At 46.9% G+C, this 18,172-nt stretch carries 9 protein-coding genes; 4 read left to right on the top strand and 5 right to left on the bottom strand.

Annotation, left to right across the window (positions count from 1 at the left end; translation table 11 throughout):
- Positions 1-82: 82 nt before the first annotated feature.
- The 3 genes from QUB04_RS19550 to QUB04_RS19540 all read right to left on the bottom strand — a co-directional run bounded on the left by QUB04_RS19550 (position 83) and on the right by QUB04_RS19540 (position 12,204).
- On the bottom strand, positions 83-9,961 hold the full coding sequence (locus QUB04_RS19550; protein WP_333286854.1) for a tetratricopeptide repeat protein: 9,879 nt from the start codon (positions 9,959-9,961) through the stop codon (positions 83-85).
- A gap of 191 nt (positions 9,962-10,152) precedes the next feature.
- Positions 10,153-11,211: a homogentisate phytyltransferase gene (locus tag QUB04_RS19545; RefSeq protein ID WP_333286850.1), complete on the bottom strand. Its 1,059-nt coding sequence runs from the start codon at positions 11,209-11,211 to the stop codon at positions 10,153-10,155.
- 36 nt (positions 11,212-11,247) lie between these two features.
- Entirely contained in the window at positions 11,248-12,204 is a 957-nt protein-coding gene (locus QUB04_RS19540; RefSeq protein WP_333286848.1) for a methyltransferase domain-containing protein, read from the bottom strand.
- 260 nt (positions 12,205-12,464) lie between these two features.
- Here QUB04_RS19540 and QUB04_RS19535 point away from each other — a divergent pair, with 260 nt between their 5' ends.
- Both QUB04_RS19535 and QUB04_RS19530 read left to right on the top strand, forming a co-directional pair.
- The gene (locus QUB04_RS19535; protein WP_333286846.1) at positions 12,465-13,799 is read left to right on the top strand and encodes a TrkH family potassium uptake protein; all 1,335 of its coding nucleotides are present in this window, start codon (positions 12,465-12,467) and stop codon (positions 13,797-13,799) included.
- Positions 13,800-13,939: 140 nt separating this feature from the next.
- Positions 13,940-14,635: a TrkA family potassium uptake protein gene (locus QUB04_RS19530; RefSeq protein ID WP_333286844.1), complete on the top strand. Its 696-nt coding sequence runs from the start codon at positions 13,940-13,942 to the stop codon at positions 14,633-14,635.
- Between the two features lie 337 nt (positions 14,636-14,972).
- Here QUB04_RS19530 and QUB04_RS19525 read toward each other — a convergent pair whose 3' ends face one another.
- Entirely contained in the window at positions 14,973-15,206 is a 234-nt protein-coding gene (locus tag QUB04_RS19525) for a hypothetical protein (protein WP_333165369.1), read from the bottom strand.
- A 310-nt stretch (positions 15,207-15,516) separates the two neighbouring features.
- On the opposite strand from QUB04_RS19525, the gene QUB04_RS19520 reads away from it, so the two are divergent.
- Together QUB04_RS19520 and QUB04_RS19515 are read left to right on the top strand one after the other, a co-directional pair.
- Complete coding sequence (locus QUB04_RS19520) at positions 15,517-16,116, top strand: sulfite oxidase-like oxidoreductase (protein WP_333286869.1); 600 nt, start codon at positions 15,517-15,519, stop codon at positions 16,114-16,116.
- A 627-nt stretch (positions 16,117-16,743) separates the two neighbouring features.
- A complete protein-coding gene (locus QUB04_RS19515) occupies positions 16,744-17,436 on the top strand; it encodes a PEP-CTERM sorting domain-containing protein (RefSeq protein WP_333286842.1) in 693 nt (230 codons plus the stop codon).
- A 118-nt stretch (positions 17,437-17,554) separates the two neighbouring features.
- On the opposite strand, the gene QUB04_RS19510 is transcribed toward QUB04_RS19515, so the two are convergent.
- On the bottom strand, positions 17,555-18,124 hold the full coding sequence (locus QUB04_RS19510) for a hypothetical protein (protein ID WP_333286840.1): 570 nt from the start codon (positions 18,122-18,124) through the stop codon (positions 17,555-17,557).
- Positions 18,125-18,172: the final 48 nt, after the last annotated feature.

The raw sequence follows: 18,172 nt of genomic DNA, 5'->3' as shown, positions 1-18,172 counted from the left end.
CTGAACCAAGCCAGCGCGCCAACGCTTAGGCGGACTAAAGTTTGTGTGGTAGCGAATTCTATTGACCGGAAAAAGAGGATTGTTAAAGCGAATTTGATATGACATCAAGAAAGCGCTTAACCTGTTTTTCCCAAGTCCAATCCAGCATAAAATTTGCCGCAGCTAAACCGCGACTTTTAGCTTGTTCCCGATTAGTATAAACTTGCTCCAAAGCCTCGACAACTTCTGCCACATCAGACTCTCCCCAACCTTCTACACCGGAAAAAGGAGGAGTTAGTTTAACTCGTCCTTGACTCCATAAAGGATAGCAAATGTGGCTGTAAATCAAGTCTAAATGACCAGTATTTGCTGAGAGAATAGTCGGAATTCCGCAGGCCATACTTTCCATCGCGACTAAATTAGTGCCACCTTCGCAGCGGTTGGTGAAAACAGCGCAGTCGGCTTCTCGCAAAATTTGTCCGGTGAGGTGATTGGGAATTAAGCCGATATCGATAAAAGAGTCCACCGGCAAACCGTTAGCCACTAACCATTGGGAAATTTCTAAACTTCCGTCGCGGTTGATATTGGGAAGTCCGGCAACGTTTCCGGTTTGCTCGATTCCTAGCATATACTGAGGCCAGAAGTTGTGCCATGTTGTTAGTAACAAAGCCTCTGGATGTTTGGCGCGAAATCGTTTGAAAGCGGCAATTACAATATCTTGACCTTTGCGATATTCCAGTTTGCCGCCGGAGAAAATGACGAAGCGATCGCCAAATAGATTAGACTTGGGTGCAGGATGGAAAATTGTTGGGTCAATTCCTTGATGTACCATCGCCACATTAGTCAAGCCGCAGCTTCTCAAAACATCGGCATTCCAGTTAGAACCTGCGACAATCACGCTATATTTTTTGGCCGTTTCTAGTGCTTCTGCTGTGATTCGTGTGTCTTCAAAAAATATGACTCCTATTTGACAAGCGCTGGTAATTTGATTGTCAACTCCAGAGGATGCTAAATTATTCCCCAAAGCGTAAAGGACGGGAAAATTACAACTGATTTGTTTGTCGGAATTTGCTGCTACTAATTCCTGAAAATTTTTGTGCTTTTCAATTACAGGTAACAACAGCGATTTATGCAGCGGATTCATCGATTCTGAGGTGATTGAGGGCGGTGCTAAAAGTGCAACTTCCCAGGCAGGATTTTGCCGCAGTTGTAGTGTTAAATTCATGGCGTAAATTCCCCAGCCGCTGGTGATGCTGAGGGGCCAACTAATGCCGATTCCGGTAATTTGTGGGGGAGTTTCTGGGGGTTGAATTTGAGGCGGAGTTTCTGGGGGTTGAAGCCGAGGCGGAGCCTCTGAATATGCGTTACCAGGCAGAGCCTGGTAACGAGGGAGAGGATGGGAAATTAGCTGTTCTAAGGCTGCTTTTATACGATCGCAAACTCCATCCCAATCACCGGCTTTGTGCTGCCTAAACAGACGCACAGTGGGATACCAAGGGCTATCTTCGCGTTCCAACATCCAGCGCCAATCGGGAACAAAAGACAGCAAAATCCAGACAGGTTTGCCCAAAGCACCGGCCAAGTGCCCGACAGAAGTATCTACGCAAATTACTAAATCGAGTTGCGAAATAATTGCTGCTGTGTCGGCAAAATCGACGCAATGTTCGCTCAAATCTTCAATTTGGTGTTGCTTTAATAAAGTGCGTGAAGCGCTGCTATCCTGTTGGGAATCGCCCGCTGACAAATCTTTCTGAAGACTGTAAAAACTCACTCCCGGAACATCTACAAATTTCACAAAATCGCTCAATTTACACGATCGCTGATGATTGTTGCGGTGCAGCGGGCCGCCCGCCCACACAAGACCTACTTTTAGTTTATTGTTCGGCTCTAGGAAAAATTTAAAATCCTGTGGCGGAGCTAAATAAGGAATATTCGCCGGTATATTTTCCAAAGTCGTTCCCAGAATTCTGGGCAAACTTAGCAGCGGGGATTGCACTTGAAAATCTATCAAATCGCTCGGCCTGACTCCTACTCGATCGACTCCTGCAATTCCTTCAAATAAACGCTTCAGCAAGACATGACAAGCAACAATAACTTTGCCGCCTTTTTGCTTAACTAAAGGCGCGTAACGGATAAACTGTATCGTATCGCCAAAACCTTGTTCCGGGTGCAATAAAATTGTTTTTCCCTGCAAATCCGAGCCGTCCCAAAGCGGTTGCTCAAAAGAGCGCTGATCCAATTCTTCAGTTTGCCAGCGCGATTCGTACTCCGCAAAACCACGCTCAAAATTTCCAGTTAAGAGCAAAGCGAAGGCTAGTCTCAAGCGCCAATTTGGCGAGTTGGGACGTAGTTGAATTGCTTTATTGTAGAAGTCGATCGCCTCTGCGACTTTTCCTTGTTCTTCGAGGGCGGAACCCAAGTATAAGTTAGTTTCAGCCTGGTTGGGATTGATTCTTAGCGATTTTTGGTAATGAGCAATAGCCTCGGCTATTTGCCCGTTTTCCTGTTTGATATCACCTAAACAACTGTGGGCTTCTGCGTGGCTGGGTGAGGCGGCAATTACTTGTTCGTAGCGATCGGCTGCTTCTGCTTTTTTACCTTGTTTTTGTAAAGCATTTGCTATGTGAAATTGTACCTGTGCGGGCGATAAAGAAAATCGAGGCGAAGCTTCGGTATCTCCGTTACCAGGCACAGCTTGGAAACGAGTAGATTGTAGGGGCGGTGCCCCCGTGCCCGCCCTCTCTAGCAAGGCTGTTTTTACGCGATCGCAAACTCCCACCCAATCGCCCGGTGTTTGCTGCCGAAACAGCCGCGCCGTCGGATACCAAGGGCTATCCTCGCGTTCCAACATCCACCGCCAATCCGGCATAAAACACAGCAAAATCCATACCGGTTTACCCAAAGCACCGGCTAAGTGCGCGATAGCAGTATCCACGCAAATTACTAAATCTAGTTGCGATATCACCGCCGCAGTATCGGCCAAATCGTTCAAATTGTCGCTCAAATCTATCACGGGAATTTGAGTTAACAAAGTACGATCGCCAGCCGACATTTCTTTCTGAAGACTGTAAAAAGTTACACCGGGAATATCTAACAATTGCAGGAAATAGCTTAAATCGCTCGATCGCTGAAAATCCTTCAAATGTTCCGCACTTCCCGCCCACGCAATCCCAACTTTAAACTTGCCATCGGAATTTAGAGAGAATTGCCAATTCGGCGGCGCAGCTAAATAAGGAACATTTGCCGGTATATTTTCTAAATTTGTTCCGAGAATATACGGCAAACTCATCAGCGGTGCTTGCAGTTGGAAATCCGGCAATTCATTCATCCGAATCACCACTTGTTCAATCCCCGGAATCTGCTTAAATAAACGCTTCAGTTCTTGATAGCAAGAAAGGATTACTTTGCCACCTTTTTGCTGCACAATTGCCGCGTATCGCACAAATTGAATGGCATCGCCCAAACCTTGTTCGGATCGGAGCAAAATAGTTTGGCCGTTCAAATCTGAACCGTCCCAAACTGGTTGGTCAAAATTCAACCGTGGTAATTTTTTCGCCTGTTCTGTTTGCCAGCGCCACTCGTATTCTGCTAAACCGCGCGACAAGTCCCCAGTCAACAGCAAGACTAAGCTTAAATTGAAGTGAGCCTTAACACAATTTGCATCAATTTCAAGAGCTTTTGTGTAACAAAAAATTGCTCGATTTACGTCTCCTAATTGTTCAACAGCACTGCCTAAATTAGTAATAGCTTCTATATAATTCGGATTCAAAGATATGGCTCGTTCCAAACTAGAAATTGCCTGTTCTATTTTGCCCGCAGCCAAGCATAACGTTCCCAGGTGATAGTGTCCTTTAGGATTGTGCGGTTCTGCTTCAATTGCACGCTCGTAAAGGCGTTCAGCCTCGGCTAGCTGAGATTGTGTTTGCATCGCCGCACCCAAATTTACCAGCGCTGGCGCATAATTGGAATTGACAGAAAGTGCTTGACGAAAACAGGCGATCGCAGTCGGCAACGCGCCCTGCTGCTGGAGTGTCGCGCCGAGATTGTTGAGAGCTTTGACGTAAATCGGATTCAGGGCGATCGCCTTTTGAAAACAAGATACAGCATCCGGTATATTGCCTCGATCTTGCAGCAAAATACCCAAGTTATTGTGCGCTTGAGCGCAGTTCGGATCGATTTCGATCGCGCGCTGATAATAGGCGGCAGCTTCGGCTAAATCGCCTGTTTGGTGCAGCGTCACTGCCAAATTAGTGGCGGCTTCTATCGAATTCGGCTGCAAAACTAAAGCATTTTTAAAATAAGCGATCGCATCGGCAAATCTTCCTTGCGACTTGAGAAAATTTGCCTGATTGAACTGTTTTTGATATAATTGAATATTGGTCTGAGTTTCTATTGGCGATCGAGCTTCTTGATACTGATAAATTCTTTCTCTCAACGCCAAAGCAGCCCGATCTAAAACTCCTTCCCAATCCCCCGCTGTTGACTGGCGAAACAGCCGCGCCGTCGGATACCAAGGACTATCTTCGCGTTGCAACATCCACCGCCAATCCGGCACAAAACACAGCAAAATCCACACGGGTTTGCCCAAAGCACCAGCCAAGTGCGCCACAGAAGTATCTACAGAAATCACTAAATCCAGAGCCGATATTACAGCCGCAGTATAGGCCATATCTTGCAAATTAGAGCTTAAATCTGTTACGGGCATTTGCTCTAACAAAGCGCGATCGTCTGCTGTCATTTCCTTTTGCAAGCTGTAAAATTCTGCTCCCGGAATATCTAACAGTTGGGACAACAAATTTAGCGGTAACGATCGCACTTTATTTTGGGAATGTTGAGAATTTCCAGACCACACAATCCCTATTTTCAAATTAGCAGTTTGGCGAATAGTACATTCCAAACCGGGCGGCGAAGCTAAATAAGGAACATTCGCCGGTATACTTTCTAAAGTTGTTCCCAAAAGGTGCGGCAAACTCATTAGATGCGCGCGAACTTGAAAATTTCGCGCATCCTCTGGATTAACTATTAACTCATCGATTCCCGCAACTTGTGCAAACAAGCGCAGCAACTGCGGCAAACACCAAACAATTACCCTACCGCCTTTTTGTTTAACTAAATCTGCGTAGCGGATAAACTGAATTGCATCGCCTAAACCCTGTTCCGGGCAAAGCAAAATAGTTTTTCCTTGCAAATCTTTGCCGTCCCAAACCGGCTGTTGAAAACTGTAGTCCGGGTACTCTTTTTGTGGAACCAGCAGTCGCCATTCGTACTCGGAAAAACCGCGCTGAAAATCTCCCGCCAGCAGCAAAGCTAAACCTAAATTTAGGTGAGATTCGGGGCTAGCGACATTGAATTTAACTGCTTGGCTGTAGTAGGTGACAGCATCCGCAAATTGTCCGCGATTGTGCAAAGCACTTGCCAAACTGTAGAGGGGATTGATATAACCGGGTTTGAGTTCGATCGCCCGACGGTAAAAATCGATCGCCTCTGCCATGTTTCCCGCTTCCTCAAAAGCTTTGCCCAGATTGTTCAAAGCTTCTGGAAAGTCGGGTTTCAGGCTCAAAGCTTGCTGATAGCAGGCGATCGCATCTTCAATTTTGCCCTGTTTGTGCAGGACAATTCCCAGATTGCAGCGAGCCTGTGCACTGGCTGGCAATTTCTGAATCGCTTGCTGGCAAAAAGCTAGAGCCTCATCTAACTTATCTTGGTGTGACAGCCAACTCCCCAAAGCGAGATCGATTTCTGCCAAATGCGGTTGCAGCGCCAGAGCTCGATCGTAGTATGCGATCGCATCTGGAATTTTGCCCTGTCGGATCGAGGCGTATGCTAAATGCTGCAAAGCCTCCACATCATTGGGAGCGAGCGCGATCGCCCGTTCATAATTGGCGATCGCCCGTTCGTAATTCGCGCTCGCATCCTCCCCTTGTGCCTCCAAAGCAATTCCCAAATTCAAATAAGCCACCGCGCAATTAGGATTGACTTGAATCGCTTGCTCATAGCAGCTTATAGCCTCCGCCACATCCCCTTGCTCTTCCCGCAACAGGCCCAAATTAATCAGCGCTTCCGCGCAATTCGGGTTCAAAGACAGCGCCCGCTGATATTCTGCGATCGCCTCTGCAGTCTCCCCTGCTTCCGCGAGCGCGCTGCCCAAATTGCTCGCAGTTTCCGCCAAATTCCCGTCGATTGCTAGGGCTTGTCGGTAGTGCGCGATCGCCTCTGTTAGCTGGCCGCTTTGCTGTTTAACAACGCCTAAATTGCTGTGCGCCGCTGCGTAATTAGGATCGATCGCGATCGCTCGCTCATAACAAGCGATCGCACCGCCAAAATCGGCTTGCTGCTGCAAATCCACGCCCAACCGAAACTCTGCATCCGCCGAATCCGACGGCACAAATGCTGCGGCAACCGCGCCTAGAGCTTCCGCCACCCGATCGAAAACGTCCTCCCAGTCGCCCCGCTGATGCTGGCGAAACAGCCTTGCGCTTGGATACCAAGGACTATCTTCGCGCTCCAACAGCCACCGCCAATCCGGCGAAAACGCCAGCAAAATCCACACTGGTTTGCCCAAAGCGCCCGCCAAATGGGCGACAGCGGTATCGACACTAATGACTAAATCCAGTTTGGCGATCGCAGCAGCAGTATCGGCAAAATCGCCAAAATGCGGGCTCAAATCTACGATCGACGTTTGATTCAACAGCGCGCGATCGGCCTCGGAAACCTCTTTCTGCAAGCTGTAAAAACTTACCCCCGAAACGTCCAAAAGCGGCAGAAACTGACTTAAACTGCAAGAACGCTGCTTGTTTTTGCGGTGTTTTGGATTCCCCGCCCAGACAATGCCAACTTTCAAAGTGCGATCGGGCCCAAGCGTAAATTCAGCACCCGCAGGCGGAGATAAATAAGCAGTATTTGCTGGTATTGTTTCCAGCTTTGTACCGATAATATAGGGCAAACTCAACATCGGCGCTTGCACGTCAAATTCCGGCAGTTGCTCCCCTTTAACTATTAGCAAATCAATGCCGTCAACCGTTGCAAATAAACGGTGCAATTGCGGGTAACAGCCCACAATGACCCTACCGCCTTTATTTTTGACGATCGCAGCGTAGCGAATAAACTGAAGCGAATCACCTAAACCTTGTTCGGCGTGCAGCAAAATAGTCTTTCCCTGCAAATCAGAACCGTCCCATAGAGGCCGGTATTCTCTCACCGAAACAGTATTATCCGGCCCCGTCAAAAAACAGGAATGACCAGTGTGAAATTCTTTAATTTGCCAGCGCCACTCGTATTCGGCGAGACCATTTTCCAAATCTCCCACCAACAGCCAAGCCAAGGATAAATTCAGGTGAGCGCTAGCGTGATTGGGGTTTAAATGAATCGCTCGTCTGTAGCAGGCGATCGCATCTTCTACCGCGCCTTTTTCCAAAAACGTCCTGCCTAAATTGTTGATAGCTTCCACAAAATCCGGCAGCAATTCTAGAGCTTTGTGATAATACTCCAACGCATCTTCTAAATTGCCCTGTTCTTGCAAAACAGTTGCCAGATTGTTGTAAGCTTCCCAGCTATGCGGATGAATTTCCAGCGCTCGCCGGTACAGATCGATCGCCCTGAAAAGTTCGCCTTTTTCTTGCAGCGCGACAGCTAAATTAATCAGTGCGGGTACGAAATTCGGTTCAGCGACAAGAGCTTGTTCGTAATGTGCGATCGCCTCTTCCACTTGAGCTTGTTCCTCAAAAATCTTTGCCAAGTTGTAAGATGTTTGAGGAATATTGGGATTAAGCGCTAAAGCTTCTCGGTAATGCGACATAGCTGCGTCTAATTCGCCATTTTCTTGCTTGAGAAAACCAAAATTAATCCGCGCTTGAACGCAATTTGGGTCAAGAGATATAATCTGTTCGTAAATGGCGATCGCCTCTTCCCTATCGCCTGTTTCCATTAAATGCTCTGCTTGCCGCAATAAATCCTCTAAAACAACTAAATTCTCCCCGCCGTTTCCGATCGCAACCGATGTCTCAATCCCCTGCGATTGCTTAGCGGCAGAGCCTTCTGCTAACCCTTCGCTCGCAATCACAAATATTTGTTTACTCTCTTGAATCCCGCTTCCACCTGTCATTGTGAGAGCCACATAATCGAGGGAAGCCGTATGATTAGCAGTCATTGCAAGTGAAACGAAGTCAAGCGAATCTTTGGCAGACTCCTCCGAATAACTAGCAGTATTTGCGATCGCAAATAAACTCAAAGCCGCCTGCACTTCCTCAAACAATTCTTGCCAACTTTCCGGCTGACTTTGACGGAAAAGCCTCGCAGTTGGATACCAAGGATTATCTTCACGATCCAGCAGCCAACGCCAGTCAGGAGCAAAAGAAAGCAGCACCCAAACCGGTTTTCCTAAAGCACCGGCTAAGTGCGCCACAGCCGTATCGACAGTAATGACTAAATCCAGTTGAGATATAGCCGAAGCGGTATCAGCAAAGTCGTTCAAATGCGGAGTTAAATCCGGCACTAAGTGCTGGTTCAACAAAGTGCGATCGCTCTCGGACAAGTTTTTTTGTAAACTATAAAAAGCGATTCCCGGAACATCCAAAAATCGAATAAAATCGCTCAAGCTGCAAGAACGCTGATTGTCTTTCCGGCGCTTCGGGCTCCCCGCCCAAACAATCCCTACCTTCAATTTTGCATCAGAAGAAAGCGCAAACTTGCACTCAGCAGGCGGAGCTAAATAAGGAACATTTGCTGGTATTGTTTCCAGAGTTGTCCCCACAATTCGCGGCAAACTCATCAGCGGCGCGTGAACATCAAATTCTGGCAAACCTTCTAAACTAACTGATAAATATTCAATACCAGCAACTGTCGCAAACAACCGCATCAGTTCTGGATAGCAAGCCACCATAACTTTAGCCCCTCGGCTGCGAAGAATCGGGGCGTAGCGAATAAACTGAATCGAATCGCCGAAGCCTTGCTCGACGTGGAGTAAAATAGTTTTCCCCTGCAAATCCGAACCATCCCAAATCGGCTGTCTAAATTGCCTCGGTTGTAGTTGCGGAGTGCGCCACCGCCACTCGTATTCAGCAAAACCGCGCTGAAAATCTCCGAACAATAGCAAAGTTAAGGCGAATTCCAGGTGGGCGGTGGCGTTGTCTGGCTGCAATTCCAAGGCTCGACTGTGACAATAAAAAGCCTCTTGAAATTCTCCTAAATCGACCAAAGCGTGTCCGAGATTGTTAATAGCCTCCACGAAATCGGGCTTTAAGTTTAATGCTTGTCTGTAGTAGGATATTGCGGCTTTTACATTGCCTTGTTCGTGGTAAAATGCTCCTACATTGTTGTGAGCTTCGGGGTTGTTGGGGTCGAGTCTTACAGATTGCTGGTAGCAGTTGAAAGCTTCGGCTAATTTACCTTGCTGCTGCAAAACTGTTCCCAATCCCATCAGGGAATATGTCAAATTGGGATTTATTTTTAAAGCGTGGAGGTAATAAGCTATCGCCTCGTTTAATTGATTTTTTTCTTTATATAAATGTCCTAAATTGTGGGCTGTTTCCGGCAGGTTGGGGTCGAGTTGCAGCGCGGTTTGGTAATATAAAATTGCCGAGTCTATTTCGCATAATTGCTGTTTTGCCCAGCCCAAATTATTGTAAGCGAGTGCGGAATTGGGCTGGATTTTGATGACTTGTTCGTAACTGGCGATCGCCCTTTGATACTCGCCTACATCCAGTAAAAGATTAGCTTTATTTAAATGTGCTTCTACAAAATTGGGGTTTTGGGCGATCGCCTTTTCGTAAAAGTCGATCGCCTCTGCAATTTTTCCCTGCTGTCTCGCCGCTATTCCCAACAAACACAGCACGTTTGCTGATTCCGGCTGTACTTCTATGATTTGCCGGTACAAATTCTCAGCTTCTAACAAACGTCCCGCTTGGTGATGTTCCCAAGCTAATTTCAAGCAGTCTTCTGCACCCAATTTGCCAGCAGATTTTCGCGATTTTTTTTGATAAGCCATAGTTGTCTTGGTTGTTTGGGAGTTCGCTAACTTGTAATTGCCAACTTGTTCTAATTTGTTAACTCTTCCTTCCTTCTTCCGACGGACATCCGTTACATCCGTTACATCCGTTACATAATCGGTTGCCGAACTTCCTTCTATCCGTTACATCCGTTACATCCGTTACATAATCCGTTGCCGAACTTCCCCTTCTACCCCAACAAACAAGCGGCGGGAAAAATCAGATATTCTAAGAAAAACAACTTCCAGATAAACTGATAAAATGCCGCAATTTCTATTTTATCGTCCAAATCAACTTTCACGCTCCAAAACCACATCAAACCCAAAGCCGCCAAATGAGAAACTGCCAGAAACACTAAATTAACATTAGACAATACGATCGCTCCCGCCAAAGTCGCGCCCAAATAACAAACCGTCAACACCCAGCGAGATAAATTAAAGACGGCCGGCTTGCCCAGCTCAATCGTAAACGTAGTAATATTATATTGCTTGTCCCCTTCCATGTCGGGGATATCTTTAAAAATGGCGATCGCAAACGTAAACACCACAACAAAAACCGTCAGCACCCAAACTTCCGCAGGAATCTCAAAAGACATACTCTCCCAACTCCAGCCAGAAAAAGCGCTTTTCGCCATTCCCAAACCCAACACCCAATTAAAGTGCAAAAATAACCCTAAATTTACGATCGCGCCCCGCACAGTAAAAATGCACAGCGCCGCCCACAAAGGAAAGCGTTTCAGCCGAATTGGCGGCAGAGAATAAGCAGTCCCGATCGCCAAACTAACGCCAACGGTAGCCAGCAAAAACGGGCCTTGCAAAACAGCAGTCAAAATTGCTATAATTCCCGTGGCAATTACAATTAATTCCCCGGTTTTCCGAGAAAACACTCCCGATGCGATCGGCAAATACGGCTTATTAATTTTATCAATTTCAACATCTTCTAACTGGTTCAATCCCACAATATAAATATTGCCGCAAATGCAAGCCAACCAGGCACAAGCTAGGGCTCCAAATACAGGATTCACAAACAGCCGCGCACTTTGGGCGATCGCGTACAAAGCCAATACACTCAAGCTAGTACCCACAATTGTGTGCGGCCGAGAAAACTCCCAAAATGCCCTCACCCAGCTTTGCGGAGCCGAGCCATTTTTATCAATCCAAGACTTGCCCATCGAATCATTGCCCATAAATCTCACACCCGCACCAAACAAATAATATTCTGTAGGGTGTGCAATGCACACCTTACTCATCAACTCAAGACTCAAAAGTTCTCTGATATATGCCTGTTATTTTACAGCACAAATCAGCCCAAAACGAATCAACCCGCTCTGATATCCACGGCTCATCAATCCGAGAGCAAGTGCAGCTTGAATAGTAGTCCAACCGCTCGTTAGCAAACCCCAAATCGCGCTCGGAGTCAAAGCAGAATCGATTACCACATCCCAAAAAGGAGCAACAGCTTTTGACCAATCAGCGCTGCGAATACTTGTCAAAGGCAAACTGCGAACAATTTCCTCATATTCCGGCAAAGAAATCACATAAGGCAAAGCATAAACTCGGTAAATTTCTGCCAATTCCTTTCTCTCTTCATCAGTTAATTCTCCCGCCGTTTCTCCCACCGGGCGGTGACACCAAGTAGCCAAAATCAAAGTTCCTCCCGGCTTGAGTACGCGGCAGCATTCCTGCAAAAACTTAATTTTGTCGGGCATATGTTCGCCACTTTCGAGCGACCAAACCAAGTCGAAGGACTCATCAGGAAAAGGCATATTCAAAGCATCTGCAACCAAAAAATTCACATTGCTTTGAGCATCGGCAATTTTAGCGCGTTCAGTCGCTCTGTTTGCCTGTACCGGACTCAGAGTAATCCCGGTAGCTGTAACGACGCTAGCGCCCGTTTTATTTTGTTCGGCAGATCTGCTAAAATCACGATCGCTCCTGCCATCCAACTTTAAATTATTTTCCGCGATCGAACTAAACTTTTGAGTCAAATACAGCGTGCTCCCGCCGATGCCGCAACCGACATCGAGAATGCGGTAAGATTCACAGAGTGCCTTCTCTGACGGTACTCCAGCCCAAGCCAGCAGTTCTTCTATCAAATCTATCTGAGCCTGTCGGCGCTCTTTTTTCAAATTGCCATCCGGGCCGTAGTAACCGTGGTGCATATGTTCGCCCCACACCTGCTCCCACAGACCGCTAGAAGCGTCGTAAAGTTGCTGAATTTGCTGGTAAAGTGTTGATGTCATCGCCGGATCGCAAGTTATTAAAGGAATTCTACCGTTATTTTCCCGATGTTGTCATAGAATTTGGCTATTGAGTTCGATCGGTCTCCGGCCTTCACCAGATAGAGATGTCCTGATTTCAAGCCCGACGCTCTATTTGTGGGTTCCCTCTCAAACCTCAAATCTCAAATCGATTTGTGGGTTTCCTCTCAAACCTCAAATCCAAAATCGATTTGTGGGTTCCCTCTCAAATCTAAAATCTCCAATCTAAAACCTAAAATCGAATGACTGTCTCGCGAACCATTGCTTTGGGCTTTCTCGCTGTCATCCTCATAGGTGCTCTATTACTGATGATGCCCTTTTCCACAATTGATGGAACTTGGAGCGATCCAATAACAGCACTGTTTACCTCTACTTCCTCTGTCTGCGTCACGGGCTTGTCGGTTGTAGATGTCGGAAAATATTACTCTTTTTGGGGGCAACTGTGCCTAGTTTTACTGGTGCAAATAGGAGGGTTGGGCTACATGACAGCCACGACTTTCTTGCTGCTGTTATTGGGCCGCCGCTTTGGCTTGAAAGACAAAGTTGCCCTGCAACAATCTCTCGACAAATCCGGGCTAGCCGGCGTCGTACAACTCGTGCAGTCAATTCTAGCAACAACGCTTTTGTTTGAATTAACAGGAGTGTTTTTGCTGATGACGGTTTTCGTCCCCCAATACGGATTTAAAGAGGGTGTGTGGTCTGCTATATTTCACAGCGTTAATTCCTTTAACAACGCGGGTTTTAGCATCTATTCAGATAATTTGATCGGCTACATCAGTTCGCCTATGGTTAACTTCACCGTCACTGGTTTAATCATATTTGGGGGAATCGGCTATCAAGTAATTATGGAAATGTACCTGTGGCTGCGCGATCGCTTCAACAAAAGCCCTATCTGCACAGTTTTTTCCCTGAACTTCAAAGTTGTTACCACTACAACGGCTGTCCTTTTAATTTTAGGAACGCTAGCCTTTTTGGTGCTGGAATACGACAACCCAGACACTTTCGGCGCTCTAAATTTTCCTCAAAAGCTGATGGCAGCTTGGTTTCAATCTGTTACTCCCCGCACGGCCGGGTTCAATACAATTAGCATTGGCCAAATGACCGAAGCCTCGCTATTTCTGACCATCGCGCTGATGTTTATCGGCGCCAGTCCTGGCAGCACCGGCGGCGGAATCAAAACCACAACTTTTAGGATATTGTTTTGCTGTACCACAGCAGTTGTCGAAGGCCAGGAAGATGTGGAGTGCTATCAGCGTCAGATCCCGCCACCAATGATTCTGAAAACCATTAGCGTAGTCTTCGGTTCCCTGTTGGTCGCGTTCACATCTGCAATTTTAATCGAGCTGACCAATCCCCAAGTAGAATTTATCGCAGCGCTGTATGAAGCAGTTTCAGCTTTTGCTACGGTCGGTCTTTCCACTGGGATTACACCCACGCTTTCAGCGATCGGTAAGTTGATTTTGATTGCTACAATGTACATAGGTCGGGTTGGGATACTGCTGCTGGTGAGTGCTGCCTTCGGCGACCCAAAACCCAGGTCTTTTAAGTATGCTGAGGAAAGTTTGTTAGTGGGATAAAAAAATCCTGTCTCGTTGCTGATAATCTAAACAATGGGTGACAACCCAAATCAACTTTTACTACTTACCCAAAAATCAAAAGGAGGCGGCGCTGTCTCTGTTCAAATTTAAACAGCAAGACGCTCAGCGCTGGAAATTTAGTGAACCTGTCATCTTTGAATTTTTTTCGCACTTTGCGCGCCGACAACAAGCAGTTTGCCGTTATTGGTTTGGGACGCTTCGGCAAAGCTGTGTGTTCGACTCTGCACGGCTTGGGTTACGAAGTCTTGGGAGTTGACACCGATGAAAAAAAAGTAACTCAAGCTTTGACCGATCGTATTGCTGCTCACGTTGTGCAGTTAGATTCTACTGAGCCTAGCGCTCTTGCTGAAGCCGGCATATTTGAATTTGAAACAGTGATTGTTGCGATCGGCAATTACCTAGCAGAAAGCATTACCACCACCCTTAATCTTAAGGAAGGGGGGGTACGTCACGTAATAGCCAAAGCTTCTTCGGAAACTCACTTAAAACTGTTGAAAAAAGTCGGCGCAGATCATGTAGTTTTTCCAGAACGAGAAATGGGCTGCTCTTTGGCCCGCCTTCTTACAAAACCCAGCATTTTAGAACGCTTTGACCTCGACCCAGATCACAGCATCGTTGAGTTGCTCGTTCCTGAAAAGTTTGACGGTAAAACCATCTCCGAATTGGAGCTCCGGCGCAAGTATGGTTTGAACTTGCTAGCAGTCGGGCGCGCCGACAAGTTCGAGATTAATCCGGAGCCAACCGAACGCTTGAGAAAGGGCGACGCGATGGTAGTAATTGGTTCTAATAAAGATATCAATCGCTTGCCAATTTAACAGATCGCCATTTTACGCACATATAGCAACAGTCCTGGACTCAGAAACCCGGTTTCTTGGGTTCCGAGTGTCTAAGTCCTAAGCAATTCTTGCGGGATGTTTGAAAATTTTAGCCCCCCACAAACCCGGTTTATCTTAGATAAACCGGGTTTCTCTGTCGATCTTGATATTCTAATTTTTAACCGAAATATGTAAATTGAATTTCACCAGTTCTGGGGTTGGTTCCGTCTTTGCGACCCCCTCGGAGAACCTAGCCAGACAAATCGCGAAAAATTTTAACAAAGTAGCAGCACCCGATCGCGCTCCCGCAAATCATAGGAGCGCTAGCCCTGAAAATTCAGCCGACTTTCAAGATTTTTTGCAAATAAGCTTTGCCAAAAACCACCACCGCCAAGACTAGAGCGAGTTCAACAGGCCAAGGACACGCCGCCACAAACCAAATTAACGAACAAACTCCAATAATTGCAGCTATCGGAGCCGGAATTCCGTCTAGCGTTCTGTTGTCAGTCCCGGCAGTCACCCACCAAGCAACCAAGCAGACCGTCAAAGGAATCAAGCAACTTGTGATCATGATTTTTACCCCATCAATGTTTTTTACATATGGCATCTGAGCATATTGTTACAATACATCAAAGATTCAGAAATGCACCATCAATTGCGATAAAATTTAAGGTTAGGTAATTCATACTATGGGGTGATATATTTTGGAATTTTTAGCTTAGCCTCTCTCACAAGGCAGAAGGAGGTTGGCATCAGGCAGGATTGTGGAATTTTTATTTCTGCTGAGGTGCTTTTACTTTCTACCTTGAGATGAATTGCAATGCGGCCATCTCTGCAAGTTATACTCAGGATTGCAGTCAGTTACTGTAGAGCGTGAATCAATGCTGGGCAAATTTTTTCGCAAGCCAGAATTAGAAAACAGCGATCGCGTCCCGCCGGGTCAATACCTCGCCAACGGGTTTCCCGTGCTGACCTACGGCGATACACCCTCTGTCAGCATTGAGAGTTGGGAATTTAAAGTCTGGGGATTGGCAAAACCAAAAACCTTCACTTGGTCGGACTTCCAGGCCATGCCCCAAAGTAACTTTACTGCGGATTTTCACTGCGTCACCCGGTGGTCAAAACTCGACGTGCAGTGGACGGGAGTCAAAGTCACAGATTTTATGAACTATATAGAAGTCGATCCGAAAGCTATGCACGTCTTGGAACACTGCTACGGCGGCTACACGACTAACATTGCGATCGCCGACTTCCTCCGAGAAGAAAACTTTTTCGCCCACACCGTCTTCGGCGAACCTCTATCCGCAGACCACGGCGGCCCAATGCGGCTGGTAGTTCCCCACTTGTACGCTTGGAAAAGCGCTAAATGGATTAACGGCCTGGAGTTTACAGAAACCGAAGAACTCGGTTTTTGGGAACGCAACGGCTACCATCGGCGGGGCGAACCTTGGGCCGAGGAACGCTACAGCGGTCTGTTTTGATGCGGGCGATCGGGAGCAAAGACGGGGCCAGACCTTCTCTATACAATCTTGGTTGAGGGGCAATCCGGTCTTTTACCGCTTCAATCGGCAGAAATTGCATCTGGTCGATCGCATCTTTGGGATATCTCACGCCACGGGATCTATTTAACTCAACCAAAATACGTAGAGCCAACGATCGCATTTCGTACGTAATTTACCCGATAGATAAACTACTTTAACTCCCCTACACAAGCCCCAAAAAACAAATATTCCCAGTTTCAGGTTAATAGAAAACTTCTGTAACAGTCCGTACCCACGAATATTACCGTATTTATACTTAAGTGTTTGCTGTTGAGGATTGAGACTTGACAATATAATAAAAAATTAGCCTAATCCCGATCCAAATCACTTGGGTTGACCCGCGCTCCCATGCCCGCTACGGAAAGGTTTCAAGCCACAATATTTATAATTATTTAGTGGGTATTATTAGGAGGCGATCGCCCGCGGGCCGATGCGATCGACAGCATTTATGAAGGATATGTAAAGGCTTGATAAAGAATATGTCAAACTTTACCTAAAGTGCCCCAAATACAAACAAAGTATCGCATAATGAAATTATTAAGACGATCGCACAAAAGGAACAGGTTTATGAATACCAAACTCTTATCCGCCCTAACAGCTACCGCCGCCGCCACAGCTCTGTTTGGCGCCGGAGCTCCAGCTCAGGCCTTCTCCTTTGGTACCAACGGCATCACATTCAGCCAAGATACAAGCGTCAAGTTTAACTTCAAAGAGTCTCACGGTGGGTATACCTCCTCTTTGGGCATCTACACCGTGAAGGACTCGGCTGCCACTCTAGTTAGCACCCTGTTTTCGGAAACTAAATCCTCAGACAACACCTGGGAGAACGAATGGAAAGGAACTCTGGGTAATACAGTCTTGGGTTCGGGCTCGGCAGTATTCACATTCCTGGCAAATCAAATTTATACTTTGGGACTCAACAGTGGCGGCAACGGCAGTGTCTACTCGACCTCAGCCTTGAACAGCGGCAGCCAGCAAGCGGTGTTTGGCGCGCAATCGCAACTGTGGAACGCGCTCGACAAAGAAACCACGAACGTCTTCCAAGCTGCGGGACAATTCACAAACGGAACAGGTTCTCTGTTTAACGGAGGCACGTTAATTGGCTTCGACGATCGCGGTGGCGGAAACGACACAGACTTCCAAGATTTCACAGTCAGCGCAGAAGCAGTTCCAGAACCCATGACAATGACTGGTTTGGCTCTCGGTTTGGGTGGTTTGGTTGCAGCGCGCCGCCGCCGCGCTAGCAAGACGACTTCATGATTTTTTCAACCGGAACAATATCCTCAATGACGCTTGACAAAATAAAATTCAATTAGGAGGCGCGCTAATGAGAAATCGGCTCGCCTTTTGCTTGATTTGAAAAGTCAGAAGGGAGAATTCATATCAATTCTGGTTGCACTCCTCCGGAATTGTTGAGTGTTGAGTGTTGACTGTTGACTGTTGACTGTTGAAGGAGGGGTCGCCAAACTGAATGATGGTTGAGTGCTGGATGTTGACTCGATTTTACGCCCGACTGTCGAAGCGCGGATTTGATATCAGAGGAAAGTTCGGCCACGCCCAGTATACGGGATTTAACGGAGTTAACGGATGGGTGTTGAGGGAAGAAGTCAAGCGTGAAGCAAGAGGATTTTTCCAACTCTCCCACTCTCCCACTCTCTCCCTCTCCCCACTCAAAATTCAAAACTCCCTCACGGTAAATTGTTCGATCGTACAAAGTCACCAGTACCGGTTGAGGAATTTTAATGTCCGCCCGGATGCACGCTACTTTAATCGCCACCACAGCCCTGGTGTTTGTCCGTCGCACCTGTGCTTGTTCGCGCCGCGTCCAATAGCGGACAATAAGATGCAAAGAACCATCGTTAAAGCCTGAAGTATCAACATCATAGGCTAAATTTAAAGGCAAGTTAGTTCGCCTGTGGGGCAGGCCTATTAGTAAGCTGTTGTGCATTTAAATTGTATATTGAGGGCGTGATCTCCTGCCCAAACCCTACTCCCC

It is taken from the genome of Microcoleus sp. D2_18a_B4, assembly GCF_036702475.1.
Classification (GTDB): Bacteria; Cyanobacteriota; Cyanobacteriia; order Cyanobacteriales; family Microcoleaceae; genus Microcoleus.
This window is presented reverse-complemented; position numbering and strand designations above follow the sequence as displayed.